This window comes from Cyanobacterium sp. HL-69, assembly GCA_002813895.1.
In the GTDB taxonomy this organism is placed as follows: domain Bacteria; phylum Cyanobacteriota; class Cyanobacteriia; order Cyanobacteriales; family Cyanobacteriaceae; genus Cyanobacterium.
On the sequence record CP024912.1, the window covers coordinates 2277472 to 2295285 of the forward strand.

Below are 17814 nucleotides of genomic sequence, written 5' to 3' on the forward strand. Positions count from 1 at the left end.
CTGTTATCATAACTTGAACTCCCCATAATTGTCTTCTACCACAGGTAAAAGTTAAATTAGATGGTTACATTCAAAAGTATTAACAGCCTACGATATAAAGTGTAAATGATCAAGATTAAGGTAAGTTTAATTACTCTTGATAATTTTTTATTTTTTACCCATGGCGATCGCCCTTAACGTTCCAGTGCAATGTAGGATTATCAGTTGCTATGATATTTGAGCGGTTATGCTTAATATTTCTTAAAACTTATATTGTTAATTAGATTATTTAAAGAAAATGTTAAAACTGAACAGGATATTTTGCGCTTCAAAAATAGGATTAACTTTACTTGTGGGAGGAACAGTGTATTCCCCCACGGGGATGGCTCAATCCTCGGAGGCAAAGTTAGGGGTGGTAGTCAGTAGAGAAAACATAGGACAGTGGGAGCAAATCACCTCAAGATTAGATAACGCCTCCATCAATTACTGTGTGTTGGACACCAGAGACTGGGAAAGCTCTCAAGATTTAGCATCAGTAAACGTATTATTTTTGCCCAATGTTAATAGTATCAATAGCGCTCAGGCTAACGCTCTCAAAACTTGGGTAGAGAATGGTGGAAAAGTCATTGCCTCAGGCCCTATGGGAGAATCATCATCAGGGGAGGTAAAAAATACCCTACGAGATATTTTTGGTGGTTATTGGGGTTTTCCCATTTCCCAACCCTCTTCTCTGGTTTTAAACAACTCTGAAAATAATCCTAATATTTTAGCGTCTAGTAGTCTGCGGGGGGGGGTTATCGTACCCACTGACACAGGAGTCAAAACAGAGGCTTCTTGGTCGATGAGTGGTAATCCCCCTGCGGTAATCAGTAGCAATAACGCCACTTTCTTTGGGTGGCGTTGGGGGGTAGATAATATCAGCAACAGCGATTTTGATGTGGCTTGGTTAAATAATTCTCTCCGAGGCTACGGAGTTAATGTTACTTCACTGTCTAGGACGGGGGTGGTATCCCCTTGTGATGTTCCTGCCATGCAACCCCTAAGGGGCGATCGCCCTTCTACCAACCAAAATAGTTCAAATTTGCCCCAACCTACCCCCGTCGCCCAAAATAGCCTATTTTCTGCCAATATGCCTAGGCAACAGGTAGATCAAATGGTGGCAGAACTCAATCAGTTATTGCACCGAGTGGAAAACACCCTCATCAAAGCCGACTCCCAAAACGAAACATATAAAACTACCATGGCTCAAGTGGTAGAACAACTAAGTCAGGGAAAAGGGAGAGAAAGGAGTTTGATCCATAGCAACATTTTTGCTTACAATGCCATTACCGAAGCCCAAAAAATTGTCCAGAACTTTCCAGAACTTGCCAGTCGAGACTTTAACAACGCCCGACAAAATTGGTTAGATGCCCGTCGCCGTCTTTGGGATAACTACCCCGTGGATCGCCATTTTGCCCAATCAGAGGTAAGAGCTATCTGGCTAGATAGGGGAACTATCGTCAAAGCAAAATCAAAGGCAGATTTAGCACCACTATTTGACCGTTTCGCCCAAGCAGGAATTAACACCATCTTTTTTGAAACTGTCAACGCCAGTTATCCCGTTTATCCTAGTAAAGTAGCTCCCGAACAAAACCCCATGACTAGAGGATGGGACCCCCTCCAAGCATCCATCGAACTAGCCCACGAAAGGGATATGGAATTACACGCTTGGGCGTGGATTTTTGCAGGGGCAAACCAAGGACACAATCGCCTACTCAATCAACCTGATAATTATTTAGGACCTGTGTTGAGTCGTAATCCAAATTGGGTTTTAAAAGATCGAGATGGTCAAGCCTTTAACCGTACCCCCGGATTTCAGAAAGCATTTATCGATCCTGCCAATCCTCAAGCCAGAGAATATTTACATCGACTCTTAGAAGAAATAGTCACTAATTATGATGTCGATGGGATTCAATATGACTATATTCGCTATCCCTTCCAAGATCGTACCACTCGCCAAAACTTTGGTTATACCGATGGGAGTCGTCGTGCTTTTCAGAACATCCATGGAGTTGACCCCCAAACCTTAACCCCTAATTCTCCGTTGTGGTCCCAATGGCTCAGTTTCCGTATTCGTCAGGTGGACACTTTTGTACAAGAATCATCGGATCGCCTTAAGGCCATTGATCCTGATGTGACCATTTCGGCGGCAGTGTTTCCCATGGATAGAAATGAGCGTTTAAATGTTTTGCAACAAAATTGGGAGGATTGGATTCGGAATCAGTCTGTGGATATGATGGTTTTGATGACCTATGCCCTTGATACGGGTAGTTTTGAGAGTCGTTTACAATCCTTGAGAGATCAAAATTTAAATAATAGCTCTAGTTTGATTATCCCAGGCATTCGTCTTCTCAATGTACCCCATACAGAAGCACTAGATCAGGTACAACTATTGCGCAATTTACCTACTTCTGGCTTTGCTCTATTTGCGGCGGAGAATTTAAACTCTAATTTAGAGAATATGTTCGAGCGCACCCAGGGAAATGGCACTACTATTCCTCAGTTTCTCCCCCATCGTGAGCCTTTTAAGGTGGCAGCCCAACGTTATCAAGCTCTGGTGCAAGAGTGGAATTTCCTTTTATTAAATAATCAAATGGCGATCGCCTCTGGAAACTTAGATAATTGGTCAGTCAATGCGGATGTCCTTAACCAAGCCTTACAACAATTAGCCGAAAATCCTACGGAGGGCAACTTAAAGACGGCTAAAAATAATTTTCGACGTTTTAAGGCTGGATTTGCTGGTTATACCAGAGAGCATGGCAATACACGACCATTACAGGTTGAATCTTGGCAAAATCGCCTTGTGGCTATCGAAAACCTTCTTAATTATGGGGAAGCTAGAGCTATTAAAAGGTAATGTGGGGAGATGGGTTTTAGATGCTACGATTGAAAAACTTTACTATTAATAATTGATACTAAGTTCGATTTATTTGTTTATTGTTTTTGGCAATGGGCTTAAGCCCATTGTTGGTTTTATTAGTATACTATTCTTTACGGATTCAGTATGGCAGGATTTTTTACTATTCCCCATTTCCCATTCCCCTTTGCCCATCAAAACTGATCGATTTTCCGAAAGTGTGGAAAAATAGATTAGAAAAGTGAGAAGGGGTTTGTCTTTAAACTATGAAAAAATTAATTCTTGTGCTAGGTGCGATCGCACTTATTGCTACTATCAGTATCATCACCATTAACCAGAAATTTAATAACTACCTAGCCAAAGGGGGAGTAACCAATAACCCAGAGGGGACAATTTTTGTCTCCCGTCAATCACCCTTAATGGTGTCATTGTTGGTTAATCCAGAAAAACTTAGTAGCATTAGTGGTGTATTACCTCTCAACACAGAGCAGAAAAAAGTCTTTCAAGCCGTTGAACAGCTAAGAACAAAGTTACTCAATAAAGTACAGGTAGATGATGTACAGGAATTAAAAAACTGGTTAGGGGATGAAATCACCCTCGCTGTCACATCCCTAGATTTAGATCATAATCGAGAAAATGGCGCCCAACCAGGTTATTTATTAGTAGTAAAAAACAAAGACTCCCAACTAGCAAGGGAATTTTTACAAAATTATTACGCCAAACAAGCGGTTTCCACCGAAGCCAAATTAATTTTTGACGACTATCAAGGGGTAAACATCGTTTACCAAAAACCAACCCAAGATAACCCCAACATTAAACAAGTGGCGGCTGCCGTAGTGGCTGACTATGTATTATTTGCCAATGATTTAAGCGTACTAACCGAAGCCATAAACAATGCTCAGGCCATTAATTTAAACCTAGAACATTATCAACCATATCAAAAGGCGATCGCCACTATCACCAAACCCAGAGTAAGCCTAGCCTATATCAACATCCCCTCCACCTCCGCTTGGATTACCAATCAACCCCTTCTTGAAGAAGATTTTATTGAACAAACCCTCACCCTTTCCTTAGCCGTCAATGAACAAGGTTTAATCGCCTCCACCGCCCTTTCTGGGGTAGAAGGGGAAGAAAACCAAGCCCCCAGTCTTGAAACTCCCCCCAGCGCCCTTAACTACATTCCTCAAAATAGTATTTTTGCCGCCAGTGGTATCAATTTAGATCAATTTTGGCAACAAATTAGCGATGGCTTAAAAACCAATAGTCCTCTTCAACAAATAATTAATCAAAGTCTAAACCCTCTCCAACAATCCAGCGGTTTAAACTTCGGAGAAGATATATTTCCCCATGTAAAAGGAGAATACGCCCTTTCCCTTTCCATTGATGAGATGACAAAACAACTCAACTGGTTATTTGTCAATGATACTCAAACCGACTCCCTGAGCGATAACCTCGATGAAATAGCCAAAAGCCGAGGATTAAGCGTCGGTGATTTACCCCTTGCCGATAACACCATCACCGCCTGGACAAAATTAGTTACCACTTCAGAAAATAGCTTTGCTAAATTAGAAGCGCAATTAAAAGGAGTCCATGCTGATATTGCTCCCTATGAGGTTGTTACCAACTCGGTAGATGTTTTGAGTGATATATTAGCCAACCCTTCTCAAAATTTATTACAAAATTCAGAATTTCAATCTACTATTAAGGCACTACCATCAGAAAATAATGGTTATTTATATGTCCAGTGGCAAGATTTAGAACCTTATCTAAACCGTCAATTTCCCATTGTTAGAGTAATGGAATTAGGCTTTAAACCTTTATTTGATAATCTTCAATCCCTTACCATTACCAGTGAAGGTTCACAAAATGGAGTGAGACAAGCAACTGTTTTTCTAAATTTAGTCAGTGAATAATTCCATGAAAATTAATAGGTAAAAATTGACGATTCATCCTTTAAAATGGCATGGTATAGCCGTCTTTAATGATTTATGAGTAGTTTTTCAAACTTTTTATTACCTAATAACTGCGTAATTACTACTCTTAATATTTCATTAATAAAATAGGATTTTTATAACAGCCAAAATATAGTTAGTAAATTATTATTGTTTGCTAATTTATAAAAAATATAGTCATCAATTATTTATTCTAAAACAATATCGTGGAATCATTAAATATAGCTTTACTACTCAGATTTTTAACTCCAATATCAATTTTTATAGTAATTATTGCTATCGGTTTAATAGTAGAAAATAGACTCAAAAGTATTGTACAAAACATAGAAACTAGACCCAATTTAGGGCAGTATAGTTTTGTCCTAAAGTCTTTCAATGGTATCATATTTATATGGTCAGTGGCAGGGGCGATCGCTCTTATATTACCAATGATCGATCTGCCAAGGTCTATTAATACCCTAGTAGAAACCGTTTTAATCGTCGTAGTCCTCGGTGCTGCCACTATCCTCGCCTCCCGTTTAGCCGTCAGCATAATACAAGCCTATAGCCTCAAAAACGAAAGTACCGTATCCCTTAGCTCCCTATTTGAATACCTAACCAAAGTAATCATTTATAGTACAGGGTTTTTGATAATTATCCAATCCATCGGGGTTGAAATTACTGCCCTTATCACCGCCTTTGGGGTAGGTAGTTTATCCATCGGTTTAGCCTTTCAAAATACCCTTAGCAACCTTATCTCTGGGGTAAATATCATCCTTGCCCGAAAAATTAGAGTAGGAGACTACATCAGAATAAGACAAGGGGAAGAAGGCTATGTAGTAGATGTTGAATTGCGTTATACCGTGGTCAAAGACATTTATCAAAATATTACTGTCATACCTAATAGTCAAGTAGTAAACGGTAGTTTTAAAAACTATACCCTCGAAGATTCATCCATGCTGTTACCCATAGAGATTGGTATTAGTTATGATAGTGACTTGGAAAAAGTAGAAAAAATCACCCTAGAAACAGCAAAATATGTCATGGAAAATGTGAAAGGAGGTAAAAAAGAATATGAACCCTTTATGAGGTATGAAAAATTTGACCCCTTCGCCATCAAGTTTGTCGTTTATTTAAAAATCAATGAATACTTTGATAAACTAATTATCACCCATGAATTTATTAAAAATCTTTATAAAAATTATCAACAAGAAGATATAAAAATTGCCTATCCTATTAGCAATAACTTCCTAAGTTTAGATAATTTTGTAGAAGAAAAACAAAATAGAAATAATTGACCATTGACAATAAAATAAATAACGCACAATTAAACCCTGATTGTTAATTTTAATTGTTAATGATTCTTCTTTCACAACTAATGATTTCATAGTTTTCATTTATTAAAAATAAATACATGATTCTTAACCAACTTTTTGCCTTTTTACCAGGCCCTATTGAAGATCCCGTAGCCATTTTTTTGGTTATGATGGCGGTATTGTTAATCGCCCCCATCGTCTTTGAAAAAATAAAACTCCCCGGCATTGTCGGCTTAATCATAGCGGGAGTATTTATTGGTGAACATGGATTAGGTATTTTAGAAAGAGATAATACCATTGAACTATTTAGCACCGTAGGTTTGTTGTTTCTGATGTTTATGGCAGGGTTAGAAACCAGCCTTGATGACTTAAAACTAAACGGGAAAAAAGCAGCTATTTTTGGGCTAGGGACTTTTTTGGTACCCATGGTAATAGGTACATTAGCCTTTTTATTACTCGACTATAGCCTTCTTGCCTCCGTTTTAGTCGCCTCTTGTTTTGCTTCCCATACCCTCCTCGCTTTGCCCATTGCTATCAAACAGGGCATAATGCGCACCCCCGTGGTAACGATTATCTTGGGGGGTACACTAATTGTTAATATCATTGCTCTTTTAGTTTTAGCAGTAGTGGTAAAAGCAGATCAAGGGGAATTAACTTTAGGCTTTTGGTTATTTCTTATTCCCACCCTAACAGTTTATACCTTCGCCACCCTTTTCGGTTTACCCATTGTGGGGCGATGGTTTTTCAAAAAATTTGGCAGAGATGAAGGGGCTGAATTTACCTTTGTTATTGCTGCCCTGTTTGTGGTTTCCTATGTGGCAAGATTAATCGAAATTGAGCCTATTATCGGGGCATTCTTGGCAGGGATTGGTATTCGTCCTCTTATTCCTCCCCTTAGCCCCCTAATGAATAGAATTCAGTTTATCGGTAATACTTTGTTTGTGCCGCTATTCCTAATTTCTGTGGGAATGTTAGTTAATCCTGCTACCTTGATAGAAGAACCTCGGTCAATTTTAGTTTCTGTAGTCATGATAGTAACGGCTATTGTGGCTAAATTTATTCCTGCGTGGGTAATTGGGAAGTATTTTAAATTTGCTTTACCCAGTATTATGGTGATGTTTGGCTTATCAGTAGCCCAAGCTGCTTCTACTCTGGCGGCCATCACTGTTGCCTATGACATAGATTTGGTGGATGAGTTTACGGTAAATGGCACTATTGCAATGATTTTAGTTACCAGTATAGTTTCTCCTTGGGTAACGGAGCGTTATGGAGGACAGTTAAAACAAGTTCAACAAAAGGCTTTAGATGGCGATGATGCTTCTTCAGATTCTATGGAGAAAGAGGATAGAAAGTCAAAGGCTTATCGAGTATTGGTGCCTGTGGCAAATCCTGATACGGAGGATAACTTACTTAATTTGGCTTTGTTATTGGTTAATGCGACTAAGGGGACTTTATTACCTTTAAATATTTTAGTGGATCAGGGAGAACCCATCTCGGCTAATACTAAAGAAAATCAGGGAAATTTGTTGGCAACGGCGGAGATGACGGCCCATGCAACTTCTACTCCTGTGGAAACCATAGCCCGTATTGATAGTTCTATTGATGAGGGTATCATTCATGTTGCCCAAGAGCGCAATGCTAATTTGGTGATTTGTGGTTGGAAGGGTTTTTCTACTTATCGAGACAATTTGTTTGGCAGTATTATCGATAATTTAGTTAATTATTCTCCTGTGACGGTGTTGATTACTCGTTTTACTAAGCCGATAAAAAATACTCAGAGGGTTATTTTGGCTATTGCCGATAATCAGCATAATATGGCTGGTTTTCCTGAAGTATTGGATATTACTAAGGCTTTATCTTCTCAATTGCAAAGTGAGTTTTTTATTATTCATGTGCTGTCGGGTAAGCCTAGTCCTATGGTGAATAAAGATTTAGCGGAATTACCTGTGCAACAGATGCGCGGTAATTTTACGAAAAGGGTGTTGGAGGAGTTGAAAACTGGAGATTTATTGGTTTTGGTTAATCCTATTGATAATCATTTCATTGGTAGGTCTGCTTTAGGTACTGTACCACAGGCGATCGCCCGTAGCAATGAAAGAATTTCTCTGATGATTGTTAATATACGGTAGTTAATTGAGAATGGATAATTGATAAGTAAGTAGGCATAATTAAATCGATTTAGGTAAGGGGTTTAAACCCCTTGTTTATAAGAGTCTTAATAAAATAAGAGCTATAATTAATTTCGCCAACCTACTTAATAGGAGGAGAAAAATAATTTAAATATGTAATTTATTTTTGAAAATTAATCAAATAATATGGTTTAAAATATGTTTAATAAAATCTTAAAAGTTATTACTTTATTTATTCTAATATACAGTTTTTTGTTTACTGATAGTAAAGCAGTTTTTGCCCAAGAAAGGGTGTTTTTAGATCTTTCTTTAGAGTATTTAGATAGTTATGAACTAGAAATGCAAGATTATAAAGATACTAAGGTGGGAGGCTTTTCTGGTATCACTTATGATCAACAAAGTAATATTTTTTACGTTATTTCTGATGATCGTTCTCGTCTCTCTCCTGCTCGTTTTTATACCCTCAAAATGGACTTAGAAAACGATAACATTAATAATATCAGTATAGAAGATGTGACATTATTAAAAGATAGTAAAGGGGAATTATATGCTAATGATACCATCGATCCAGAGGCGATCGCTCTTAGTCCCCGAAACAGCGTTTTTATCTCCAGCGAAGGCATTAGCCATTTGGGGGTTGCCCCTTTTATCAACGAATACGACTTACAAGGCAACTTGCTTTCGGAAGTACCTATCCCCAAAAGATATATCTATGATGAGGAAGAAAATAAAGGCATCCAAGATAACTTGGGTTTTGAATCCTTGACCATCAAAGCCAATGGTACCATGGCTCAAGACCCTTTTCGACTATTCACAGGCACTGAATTAGCCCTAACTCAAGATTTTGATGAAGATATTCCCGAAACTGTATTACGTAGTCGCCTGATGCACTATGTGGTAAATCCTTTTGGGCAACCTGTGTTAATATCCGAAAATTTATACCCTGTTAGTCAAGCAGATTTTGGGGTAATTTATAACGGTTTAAATGAATTATATGCCCTGCCAGAAGAAGGTTATTTATTGTCTTTAGAAAGAACTTTTGGCTTAAGGGGTTTTGGAGCAAAAATCTTTCAAATAGTTATGGGAAATGCCACGGATATTTATGCAGAAAAAAGTTTAGCAGGAAATATTGATAATATTAATTTAATTAAGAAACAATTAGTTTTAAATTTAAAAGATTTAAAGATAAATTTTGATAACTTAGAGGGGTTGACTTTCGGGCCTAGACTGCCTGATGGTAGCCAAAGTTTAATTTTAGTTAGCGACAACAACTTCAAGTATTCTACAGAAAAAACCGAATTTTTATTATTTAAAGTATTGCAAAATACTGAAAGTAACAATTAATTTACCATAATTATCCATTATCAATTATTAAACTCATGAGTGCAGAAATTATTTGTATCGGAACAGAAATTTTATTGGGTGATATTCTTAATAGTAACGCTCAATATTTAGCCCAAGAATTAGCAAATTTAGGGATTCCTCACTATTATCAAACCGTGGTAGGAGATAATTTAAGTAGAATTCATAATGTAATTAAAACCGCCCTAGAAAGATCCTCAATTTTAATTTTTACTGGTGGTTTAGGCCCTACCCCCGATGATTTAACCACAGAGGCGATCGCATCTTATTTTAAGACTAAAATGATCGAAAATACAGAAATTATTGACGATATAAAAATCAAATTTGCTAGTCGGGGCAGGGAAATGACACCTAACAATCATAAACAAGCCCTTATTCCCCAAGGGGCATTAGTATTACCCAACAAAACAGGCACAGCACCGGGGATGATATGGGAAAAAGAAGGCAAAATTATATTAACCTTTCCAGGTGTACCCTCAGAAATGAAACAAATGTGGCAGGATACCGCCGTGCCTTTTCTCAAAAATAAAGGATGGGGACAGGAAATTATTTATAGTCAGATGATGCGTTTTCGGGGTATTGGGGAATCTTCCCTTGCTCAAAAAGTTAACCACCTATTTGATTTAACTAACCCTACTGTTGCCCCCTACGCTTCCCATGGGGAAGTAAAATTGAGGGTATCGGCTAAAGCAAAAACTGCCGAGGAAGCCCAAAAAATAATTCAACCCGTTGCCGAAGAAATAAAAGCCATTGCAGGGCAAGATTATTTTGGTAGTGATAATGATACCTTAGCTTCTGTGGTGGGTAATATCTTAAAACAAAAAGGAGAAACCATTGCCGTTGCCGAGTCTTGTACAGGGGGCAGTTTAGGGGCAATGCTCACAGATATTGAGGGGAGTTCGGCATATTTTATGGGGGGGGTCATTGCCTATAGTAATGAGGTAAAAATGAAGCTCCTAGGGGTGTCTGAGGACGTTTTGACCAAGGAGGGGGCAGTAAGTGCGATCGTTGCTGAACAAATGGCAACGGGAGTTATCAAACGTCTTGGCACCGATTGGGGTATAGGTATTACAGGCATTGCCGGACCTGGGGGCGGCACAGATACAAAGCCAGTGGGTTTAGTGTATATCGGCATTGCTTCGGCCAAAGGTGAGGTGTTTAGCTACGGTGATACTTATGGCACTAATCGTGGCAGATATTTAGTTCGTTATCTCTCTGCTTGTAATGCCCTTGACAGATTCCGAAGGATGCTTTAAATAGATACGACTTGTTAAAGGCCCCATTTTTTTAGCCATATAGTGCGATCGCATCTCATTTTGAGATTAAACAGAAATTATTGAAGATATAGTTATTTAAGTGAGTTTTGAGACAGTTTCACCAGCTAATACCAAATCCTACATTAAAAGTAGACTAATAACTATCATCAATCTCAATGATTTCAAGTAAATAAATATACTATCTAAATAGGATTTGGTATAAAATCCCTATTCTATAAATCTTTTATAATCTGGTAGTGTTTCATTTTCATTTAGAGTAACTATAACTACAATTTGAGACATTTACAGTGGAGATATATCAAGTATTATAAGTTAGGTGTTAGGTAACATTAATGGGCAATACCCACCGAGTCAAGATACATCTCGATGGCAGTTTTTGTGTCTCCATCAAAGGCAATAGTACCGTTTTTTAGCCATATGGTGCGATCGCACAGATCCTTTACAGATTCCAAACTGTGGGATACAAATAAAATGGTACTACTTTGTTCCCATAATGACTCAATTCTTTGATGGGATTTTTGGGAAAACTTAGCATCTCCCACTGATAATACCTCATCCAAAATTAATATATCAGGTTGTACATCCGTTGCGATCGCAAAACCTAACCTTGCCATCATCCCCGAAGATAAACCCTTTACAGGAATATGAGCATAATCCATCAATTCTGCAAACTCAAGAATTGCCCGAATTCTTACCTTCATCTCTTGACGAGAATAACCCAACAACACCCCATAAAGAATGATATTATCCTGTACCGTCATATCAGGGTTAAAACCTGCCCCCAACTCAATCAAAGGAGCAATATTACCCCTAACCCTCACCGTGCCTTCCGTGGGCGGTAAAATTCCGCAAATAACTTTCAGTAAGGTTGATTTTCCTGCACCATTAGAGCCAATAATACCGATCTTTTGTCCTGATCGAATGGTTAAATCAATATTATCTAAAACTTTTTTTTTGCTTGGTTTAGTATATTTACCCTGTAAAAAAGAAAAAACCGTCTTTTTCAAATCATAATTAAACTCCTCTTGGGTTCTTCTCCACAACCCCACATTATCCAATCTAATAATTTCCATTTATGATCAAAAATAAAAACACAAAATTTAAAGTAAATCAATAAAAGCCGATTTACACCGTTGAAAAAAGAACCAACCAAAAGCAAGAATAATTATACCACCGAGAAAACTTCTCACAAAAGATTCCACACTAGGGATAGTTGATTGTAGGCTAATTTCTCTCAAATTTTCAATAATCGGTACTAAAGGATTGAGATGTAAAAAAGGCTGTATATTTTCTGGCACAATCTCCGCAGGATAAAAAACAGGGCTAGTAATCCAGACAATAAAAGTAGCAATTTCGTAAAAGTAACCTAAATCCCTAAAAAATACATAAAGGGCAGACATTAACAAACCAACCCCCGTACACACTAACACAAGGGCAAAAAACGGTAACAATAACAAAGGTACATAAAAAATATTCTGGGAGTTAACCAAGGTTACAATGGCAAGGAGAGGAAAAGAGCCTACCAAAAATTGAAATACATTGACCCCAATCATCGTCAAAGGGAATACTGGTAGGGGTAAACGAATCTTGTTAAGTAAACTTCCATTGGCTACAATACTACCTAAGGCTTGGCTAGTAGAGCCACTAAAAAAGTTAGTAATTAATAACCCTGTAAAAGCCGCCAAGGTATAGTTAATAATAGAGTCTCCATAATAGGAAGCAAAAGTAGCCCCGAAAATAGCTGTATATAACCCCGTCATGGTTAAAGGATTTAACAATGACCAATATACCCCTAAAAAAGAGCCTCTGTAACGGGTATGAAGGTTTTGAGGTATTAACACGGCCAATAACTCTAGGTATCGTTGGGCGGTTGACCAAAAAGATGTTTTTTGTAATACTATCCAATGCTTTTTGAGAGCTACAACCATGAAATAATTTAGAAAAAGGTTAAGGGTTAAAATGTCTGGGAATCATTGTATCTTACAATAGGTTATTTGTTTTTTGCCATGGATAAGGGTGTTAGTGGGGTAGTGAATGGGAGAATGTTGAAAGTATTAACGGCATTGGGAATAGGAGAGGATATAAAACGATAAATTGAGAAGTAGAAAATAGGTCGATTTTTTATTATTTATTTTTTAAAATCTCCTTACTAAATAACTTTTTAAAATTTTCATACTTTATTTTTAATTAAAAAAAACTTTTCATGTTTGAACAAGAATTTTCTGGATGTGATTTATTTTCATGGTACAAAGAAGCAAAGGCGATCGCCCTTAACAAAGCTATATCTATAGGAGAATTGAATTATATTTTAGAGGAATTTACCGCTTTAGATAGTCTTTCTATTAGGTTACAAAATTATCAACATAGAGAGAAGATTTTAAGTAAAAAAACTTTATTAGAACTAAAAGAAATATGGAAACTAAGGACAGAAAAAAAACATCCTATTCAATATTTAATTGGTAAATGCTATTGGCGAGATTTAGAGTTAAAAGTAACCCCTGATGTTCTCATTCCTCGTCCCGAAACGGAGTTAATAATTGATATAGCCCTACAAGTTACCCAGGATTTTCCTATGCTCAAAACTGGTCATTGGGCGGATTTGGGTACAGGAAGCGGTGCGATCGCCCTTAGCCTAGCCAAAACATTTCCCCAAGCCCATATCCACGCCATCGACAAAAGTCCCAACGCCCTATCCATCGCCAAAGAAAACGCCCATAACCTAGGCTTGAAAGAAAAAATAACATTTTATAACGGAAGTTGGTTTCAGCCCCTTTCTCGGCTCAAAAATAGCTTTTCTGGCATACTTTCCAACCCCCCCTACATCCCCTCTGATATAGTTCCCACCTTGCAAGCAGAAGTTGCCAACCATGAACCAAAAAGCGCCCTCGATGGAGGAAAAGACGGCCTACAAGACATCAAAACTATTATCAATCAAGCACCAGAATATTTACAAAAAAACGGACTTCTGATTATAGAAATCATGGCAGGACAATCCCCCGAAGTGTGTAAAATATTAGAATCAACCCATCAATATCATTCCATCAAAAGCCATAGCGACTTCGCCCAAATCCAAAGATTTGTCATAGCCCAAAAGCATTAGAAAAAATGACTTCCTTTAACAAGGGGCACGGGGCCCCTTGCCTGATTCCTGACTCCTTGCCCACTGCCCCCACACCGTTCAGAATTTCGATTAAGAATAGGTTAAAGAAAATAGTGGGAAACAGAGTAAAGAATGATAAGATTAGATGGAGAATAACTATCACCCCAGCCGAGTAAGTAGGAAGAGAAAAGTTAAACATGAACTCTAACCATCAACTAGACTATCGCCCAGATAAACCCGAAGAAGCCTGTGGCGTATTTGGTATTTATGCCCCCCAAGAAAACGTTGCCAAACTAACTTATTTTGGACTCTATGCCCTACAACACCGAGGACAAGAATCTGCTGGGATAGCCACCTTTGAAGGGGAAAACTGTTACTGTTACAAAGACATGGGCTTAGTCTCCCAAGTATTTAATGAGTCAATTCTCTCCAACCTTACCGGCCAAATAGCCGTAGGGCATACCCGTTACTCCACCACAGGCTCAAGTTTACAAGCCAACGCCCAACCTGCCATCATTGATACCCGTTTAGGAAAACTAGCCCTTGCCCACAACGGCAACCTAGTAAACGCCGTAGATTTACGCACAGAATTAATCAAAAGAGATTGTCAATTTATCACCACCACCGACTCCGAAATGATTGCCATTATGGTGGGTAGTGAAGTTGATAAAGGTAAAAACTGGGTTGAGGCCGCCATCAGTGCCTTTGCTTGGTGCAAAGGAGCCTATAGCCTCGTTATTGGTACTCCCCACGGAATAATCGGTGCAAGGGATTCTAACGGTATTCGCCCCCTCGTGATTGGGGCATTAAAAGAGGATAATCTTACTCGTTACGTTTTAGCCTCCGAAACCTGTGCGCTCGACATTATCGGTGCGGAATACATCAGAGATGTGGAGCCTGGGGAATTGGTTTGGATTACCGAAGAGGGTTTATCCTCCCATCATTGGGCAACCCCTGAACAAAAATTGTGCGTTTTTGAGATGATTTATTTTGCCCGTCCTGATAGCATCATGGGTAATGAAAGTCTTTACGCCTATCGTCTCAGATTAGGGGAACAATTGGCAAAAGAATCCCCCGTACAGGTAGATTTGGTAATGGGTGTACCCGATTCAGGAATTCCCGCGGCGATCGGTTATTCTCGTCAAAGTGGCATTACTTATCAAGAAGGATTGATCAAAAATCGCTACGTAGGTAGAACTTTTATTCAACCTACCCAACACATGAGGGAACATGGAATAAAAATGAAACTAAATCCCCTCAAGGATGTATTGGAAGGCAAAAAAATTCTCATCATCGATGATTCTATCGTTAGGGGTACCACTAGCCGTAAAATTGTTAGAGCATTGAGAGATGCAGGGGCGAAAGAGGTACATATGAAAATTTCTTCTCCTCCTGTTACTCACCCTTGTTTTTATGGTATTGATACCGATAGTCAAGATCATCTTATCGCCGCTAATATGTCCATTGAGGAGATTGGAAGACAAATTGAGGTGGATTCCCTTAACTATTTATCCGAAGAAGGGATGTTAAAGGTTACTAAGGAAAATCCTTTACATTTCTGTACTGCTTGTTTTAATGGTAATTATCCCATTACTATTCCTGATGAGATAAAGCGCTCTAAGTTAATTTTAGAAAAAGCGTAGTGGGTTAATTGATAATTGACAATGGATAATTGATAATAAAAAAGTCAATTGTCCATTTTTCTATATCACAGTGAAAATGTATCAATCCTTATCGCAAACCCATCTTAATCTTTTTGAAACTTGTCCCCCTATTTTTCAAAAAAGATATGTAGAACAAATCAGCACTATTCCTAACCTTGCCCAGGAGGAAAGAAGTGAGTGGGGGAAAAAATTTCACCTTTTAATGCAACAGTATCATCTAGGGTTATCCTTGAATGATTTTGTTTATGAGGATATTTCTTTTCAAAAGTCTTTGCAAGCCCTTGTTAATGAGACTCAAAATATTTGGACTTCTTCGGAGGTATTGGCACGGGAGGCAGAATATAAGTTACAACTAAAGTTTAAAAGTTATATTTTTACGGTTATTTATGACCTTTTAATTTTATATCCAGATCGAGCTGTTATTTACGATTGGAAGACGTTTTTACAACGTGAAAAGAAAGATAAGTTAATAAATAATTGGCAGACAAGATTATATTTATATGTTTTAGCGGAGAAGATGAATTATAGTCCATCTCAATTGAGCATGACTTATTGGTTTGTGAAGTTACCCCACAAACTCCAGAGTATGACGATTCAATATAATGAAGCTATGCACGAAAAAAATCGTCAAGATATTAATAATATCCTTGATAAAATAGATGAGTCTATGGATAGCTACTTTGATTTTAGTTTAGATTTTGGGCATATAAAAAACTGTGAGAAAAAATGCCCTTATTATCAGTCATTGATGGAAGATAGTTCATCAAATAATTCTATGAGTGAGTTGAAAAGGTTGCCTAATAATTTAACAGAAGTAGAGGAGATTAATCCTTTTTAGAAGTTTTTGTCAGGTTTTGTTACCTTAATCGTAGTTGTTATAGGCTTTTATCATGGCTTGAGTGCCTTCTAAATAACCATTGTTATCGTCTAGGTGGGCGACTTGGTTAAATAGTTGTTGGGCTAGGTTTATGCCTGGATAATTGTCTATGTCTTCCATTACTTCTTTGACTAGCCGTAAGTCCTTGAGGATATGTTTTATCATAAAACCAGGTTGATAGTCTTGGTTAATGATTTTGGGGGCAAGATTGCTTAATGCCCATGAACCCGCAGCGCCTGTGCTACAAACATCTACAATAAGGGTAGGGTCAATATTTTGTGTTTTGGCTAGTTGTAGGGCTTCACAGAGGGCAACCATATGGAGGGATGCTAATACTTGATTACACAATTTTACGGCCTGTCCACTGCCAACTTCTCCGCAGTAGGTGATATTTTTGCCGACTATTTCGAGGTAGGGTTTAATCTCCTCAAAGTCTTGTTTGTCTCCTCCCACCATGATGGTAAGGGTGCCATTTTTTGCGCCTATGTCTCCCCCTGATACGGGTGCATCCATAAAACGAATATTATGGGATTTTAGTTTAAGGGCGATCGCCCTTGCTCCCTGAGAACCGATGGTGCTAAAATCAACGATTATACTGTGGGGAGAAGCATGATTGACAATACCATCATCCCCAAAGATAACTTCCTCCACGTCAGGAATATCTCCTAAACAGGTAAAAATAATTGAGGCAGATTCTACTGCCTCTTGAATTGAGTTGACTATGGTTGCCCCCGATTCCCTAACACTTTCTAGCCCGGGGCGATCGATAGTACGATTCCATGCTTTGATAGATAGGTTATGATGGGCAAAATTGACACTCATAGGTGCCCCCATAACGCCTAAACCTAGGAAAGCAATCTCATTCTTAACTATCGCAACCATTGTTCAACTCCCTTTTTTTCATTTTGATTTTATCAGTCCATGGCAAAATCAGCTAAAGACTTCATTAAAACCTGAAATTGAAGCGGATTAAGACGGTAATATATCCAGCGGCCTTCCTGTCTCGTTTGTAATAATCCAGACTCCCTCAACACTCGAAGATGAAAAGATAATTTTGGCTGGGCAATTTTCAAAGCAAGACAAATATCTCCCACACACATCTCTTTTTCCTGTAATAAATTTATCACATTAAGTCTTATGGGGTCTGACAAAGCACGAAAACAGCTTAACATACCACTCAAATCTGAGGTTGGCATTGATGACATTCTTAAGTTATATAAAATGGAGTTAAATATTGAGAATAATTTATTTTTTATTCACATATTAATATAATAAACATTATC

Annotated in this window: 13 protein-coding genes; 9 read left to right on the plus strand and 4 right to left on the minus strand. The window is 38.1% G+C overall.

Annotation, left to right across the window (positions count from 1 at the left end; genetic code table 11):
• Window positions 1-277: 277 nt before the first annotated feature.
• From AA637_RS10485 to AA637_RS10510, 6 genes are all read left to right on the plus strand, one after another.
• Window positions 278-2875: a glycoside hydrolase family 10 protein gene (locus AA637_RS10485; protein ID WP_446682706.1), complete on the plus strand. Its 2598-nt coding sequence runs from the start codon at window positions 278-280 to the stop codon at window positions 2873-2875.
• A gap of 266 nt (window positions 2876-3141) precedes the next feature.
• The gene (locus AA637_RS10490) at window positions 3142-4788 is read left to right on the plus strand and encodes a DUF3352 domain-containing protein (RefSeq protein ID WP_446682707.1); all 1647 of its coding nucleotides are present in this window, start codon (window positions 3142-3144) and stop codon (window positions 4786-4788) included.
• Between the two features lie 245 nt (window positions 4789-5033).
• Entirely contained in the window at window positions 5034-6104 is a 1071-nt protein-coding gene (locus tag AA637_RS10495) for a mechanosensitive ion channel family protein (protein WP_446682708.1), read from the plus strand.
• A 116-nt stretch (window positions 6105-6220) separates the two neighbouring features.
• Window positions 6221-8251 (plus strand): cation:proton antiporter, encoded by a 2031-nt coding sequence (locus tag AA637_RS10500; protein WP_446682709.1) that lies wholly within the window; start codon window positions 6221-6223, stop codon window positions 8249-8251.
• A 198-nt stretch (window positions 8252-8449) separates the two neighbouring features.
• Window positions 8450-9595 (plus strand): esterase-like activity of phytase family protein, encoded by a 1146-nt coding sequence (locus tag AA637_RS10505; RefSeq protein WP_446682710.1) that lies wholly within the window; start codon window positions 8450-8452, stop codon window positions 9593-9595.
• 35 nt (window positions 9596-9630) lie between these two features.
• Window positions 9631-10869: a competence/damage-inducible protein A gene (locus AA637_RS10510; protein WP_446682711.1), complete on the plus strand. Its 1239-nt coding sequence runs from the start codon at window positions 9631-9633 to the stop codon at window positions 10867-10869.
• Between the two features lie 350 nt (window positions 10870-11219).
• Here the strand turns inward: AA637_RS10510 and AA637_RS10515 are convergent, their stop codons facing one another.
• Together AA637_RS10515 and AA637_RS10520 are read right to left on the minus strand one after the other, a co-directional pair.
• Window positions 11220-11963, minus strand: coding sequence for an ABC transporter ATP-binding protein (locus AA637_RS10515; RefSeq protein WP_446682712.1), 744 nt, complete (start codon window positions 11961-11963; stop codon window positions 11220-11222).
• Window positions 11964-11990: 27 nt separating this feature from the next.
• Window positions 11991-12818, minus strand: coding sequence for an ABC transporter permease (locus tag AA637_RS10520; protein WP_446682713.1), 828 nt, complete (start codon window positions 12816-12818; stop codon window positions 11991-11993).
• A gap of 275 nt (window positions 12819-13093) precedes the next feature.
• Here AA637_RS10520 and prmC point away from each other — a divergent pair, with 275 nt between their 5' ends.
• The 3 genes from prmC to AA637_RS10535 all read left to right on the plus strand — a co-directional run bounded on the left by prmC (window position 13094) and on the right by AA637_RS10535 (window position 16492).
• Window positions 13094-13990: a peptide chain release factor N(5)-glutamine methyltransferase gene (gene prmC, locus AA637_RS10525; RefSeq protein ID WP_446682714.1), complete on the plus strand. Its 897-nt coding sequence runs from the start codon at window positions 13094-13096 to the stop codon at window positions 13988-13990.
• Between the two features lie 197 nt (window positions 13991-14187).
• Window positions 14188-15633, plus strand: coding sequence for an amidophosphoribosyltransferase (gene purF / locus AA637_RS10530; RefSeq protein WP_446682715.1), 1446 nt, complete (start codon window positions 14188-14190; stop codon window positions 15631-15633).
• A 76-nt stretch (window positions 15634-15709) separates the two neighbouring features.
• Window positions 15710-16492: a PD-(D/E)XK nuclease family protein gene (locus tag AA637_RS10535; RefSeq protein ID WP_446682716.1), complete on the plus strand. Its 783-nt coding sequence runs from the start codon at window positions 15710-15712 to the stop codon at window positions 16490-16492.
• A 24-nt stretch (window positions 16493-16516) separates the two neighbouring features.
• Here AA637_RS10535 and AA637_RS10540 read toward each other — a convergent pair whose 3' ends face one another.
• Both AA637_RS10540 and AA637_RS10545 read right to left on the minus strand, forming a co-directional pair.
• The gene (locus AA637_RS10540; protein WP_446682717.1) at window positions 16517-17413 is read right to left on the minus strand and encodes an NAD(P)-dependent oxidoreductase; all 897 of its coding nucleotides are present in this window, start codon (window positions 17411-17413) and stop codon (window positions 16517-16519) included.
• A gap of 32 nt (window positions 17414-17445) precedes the next feature.
• Window positions 17446-17727: an ArsR/SmtB family transcription factor gene (locus AA637_RS10545; protein WP_083260443.1), complete on the minus strand. Its 282-nt coding sequence runs from the start codon at window positions 17725-17727 to the stop codon at window positions 17446-17448.
• Between the last annotated feature and the right edge of the window lie 87 nt (window positions 17728-17814).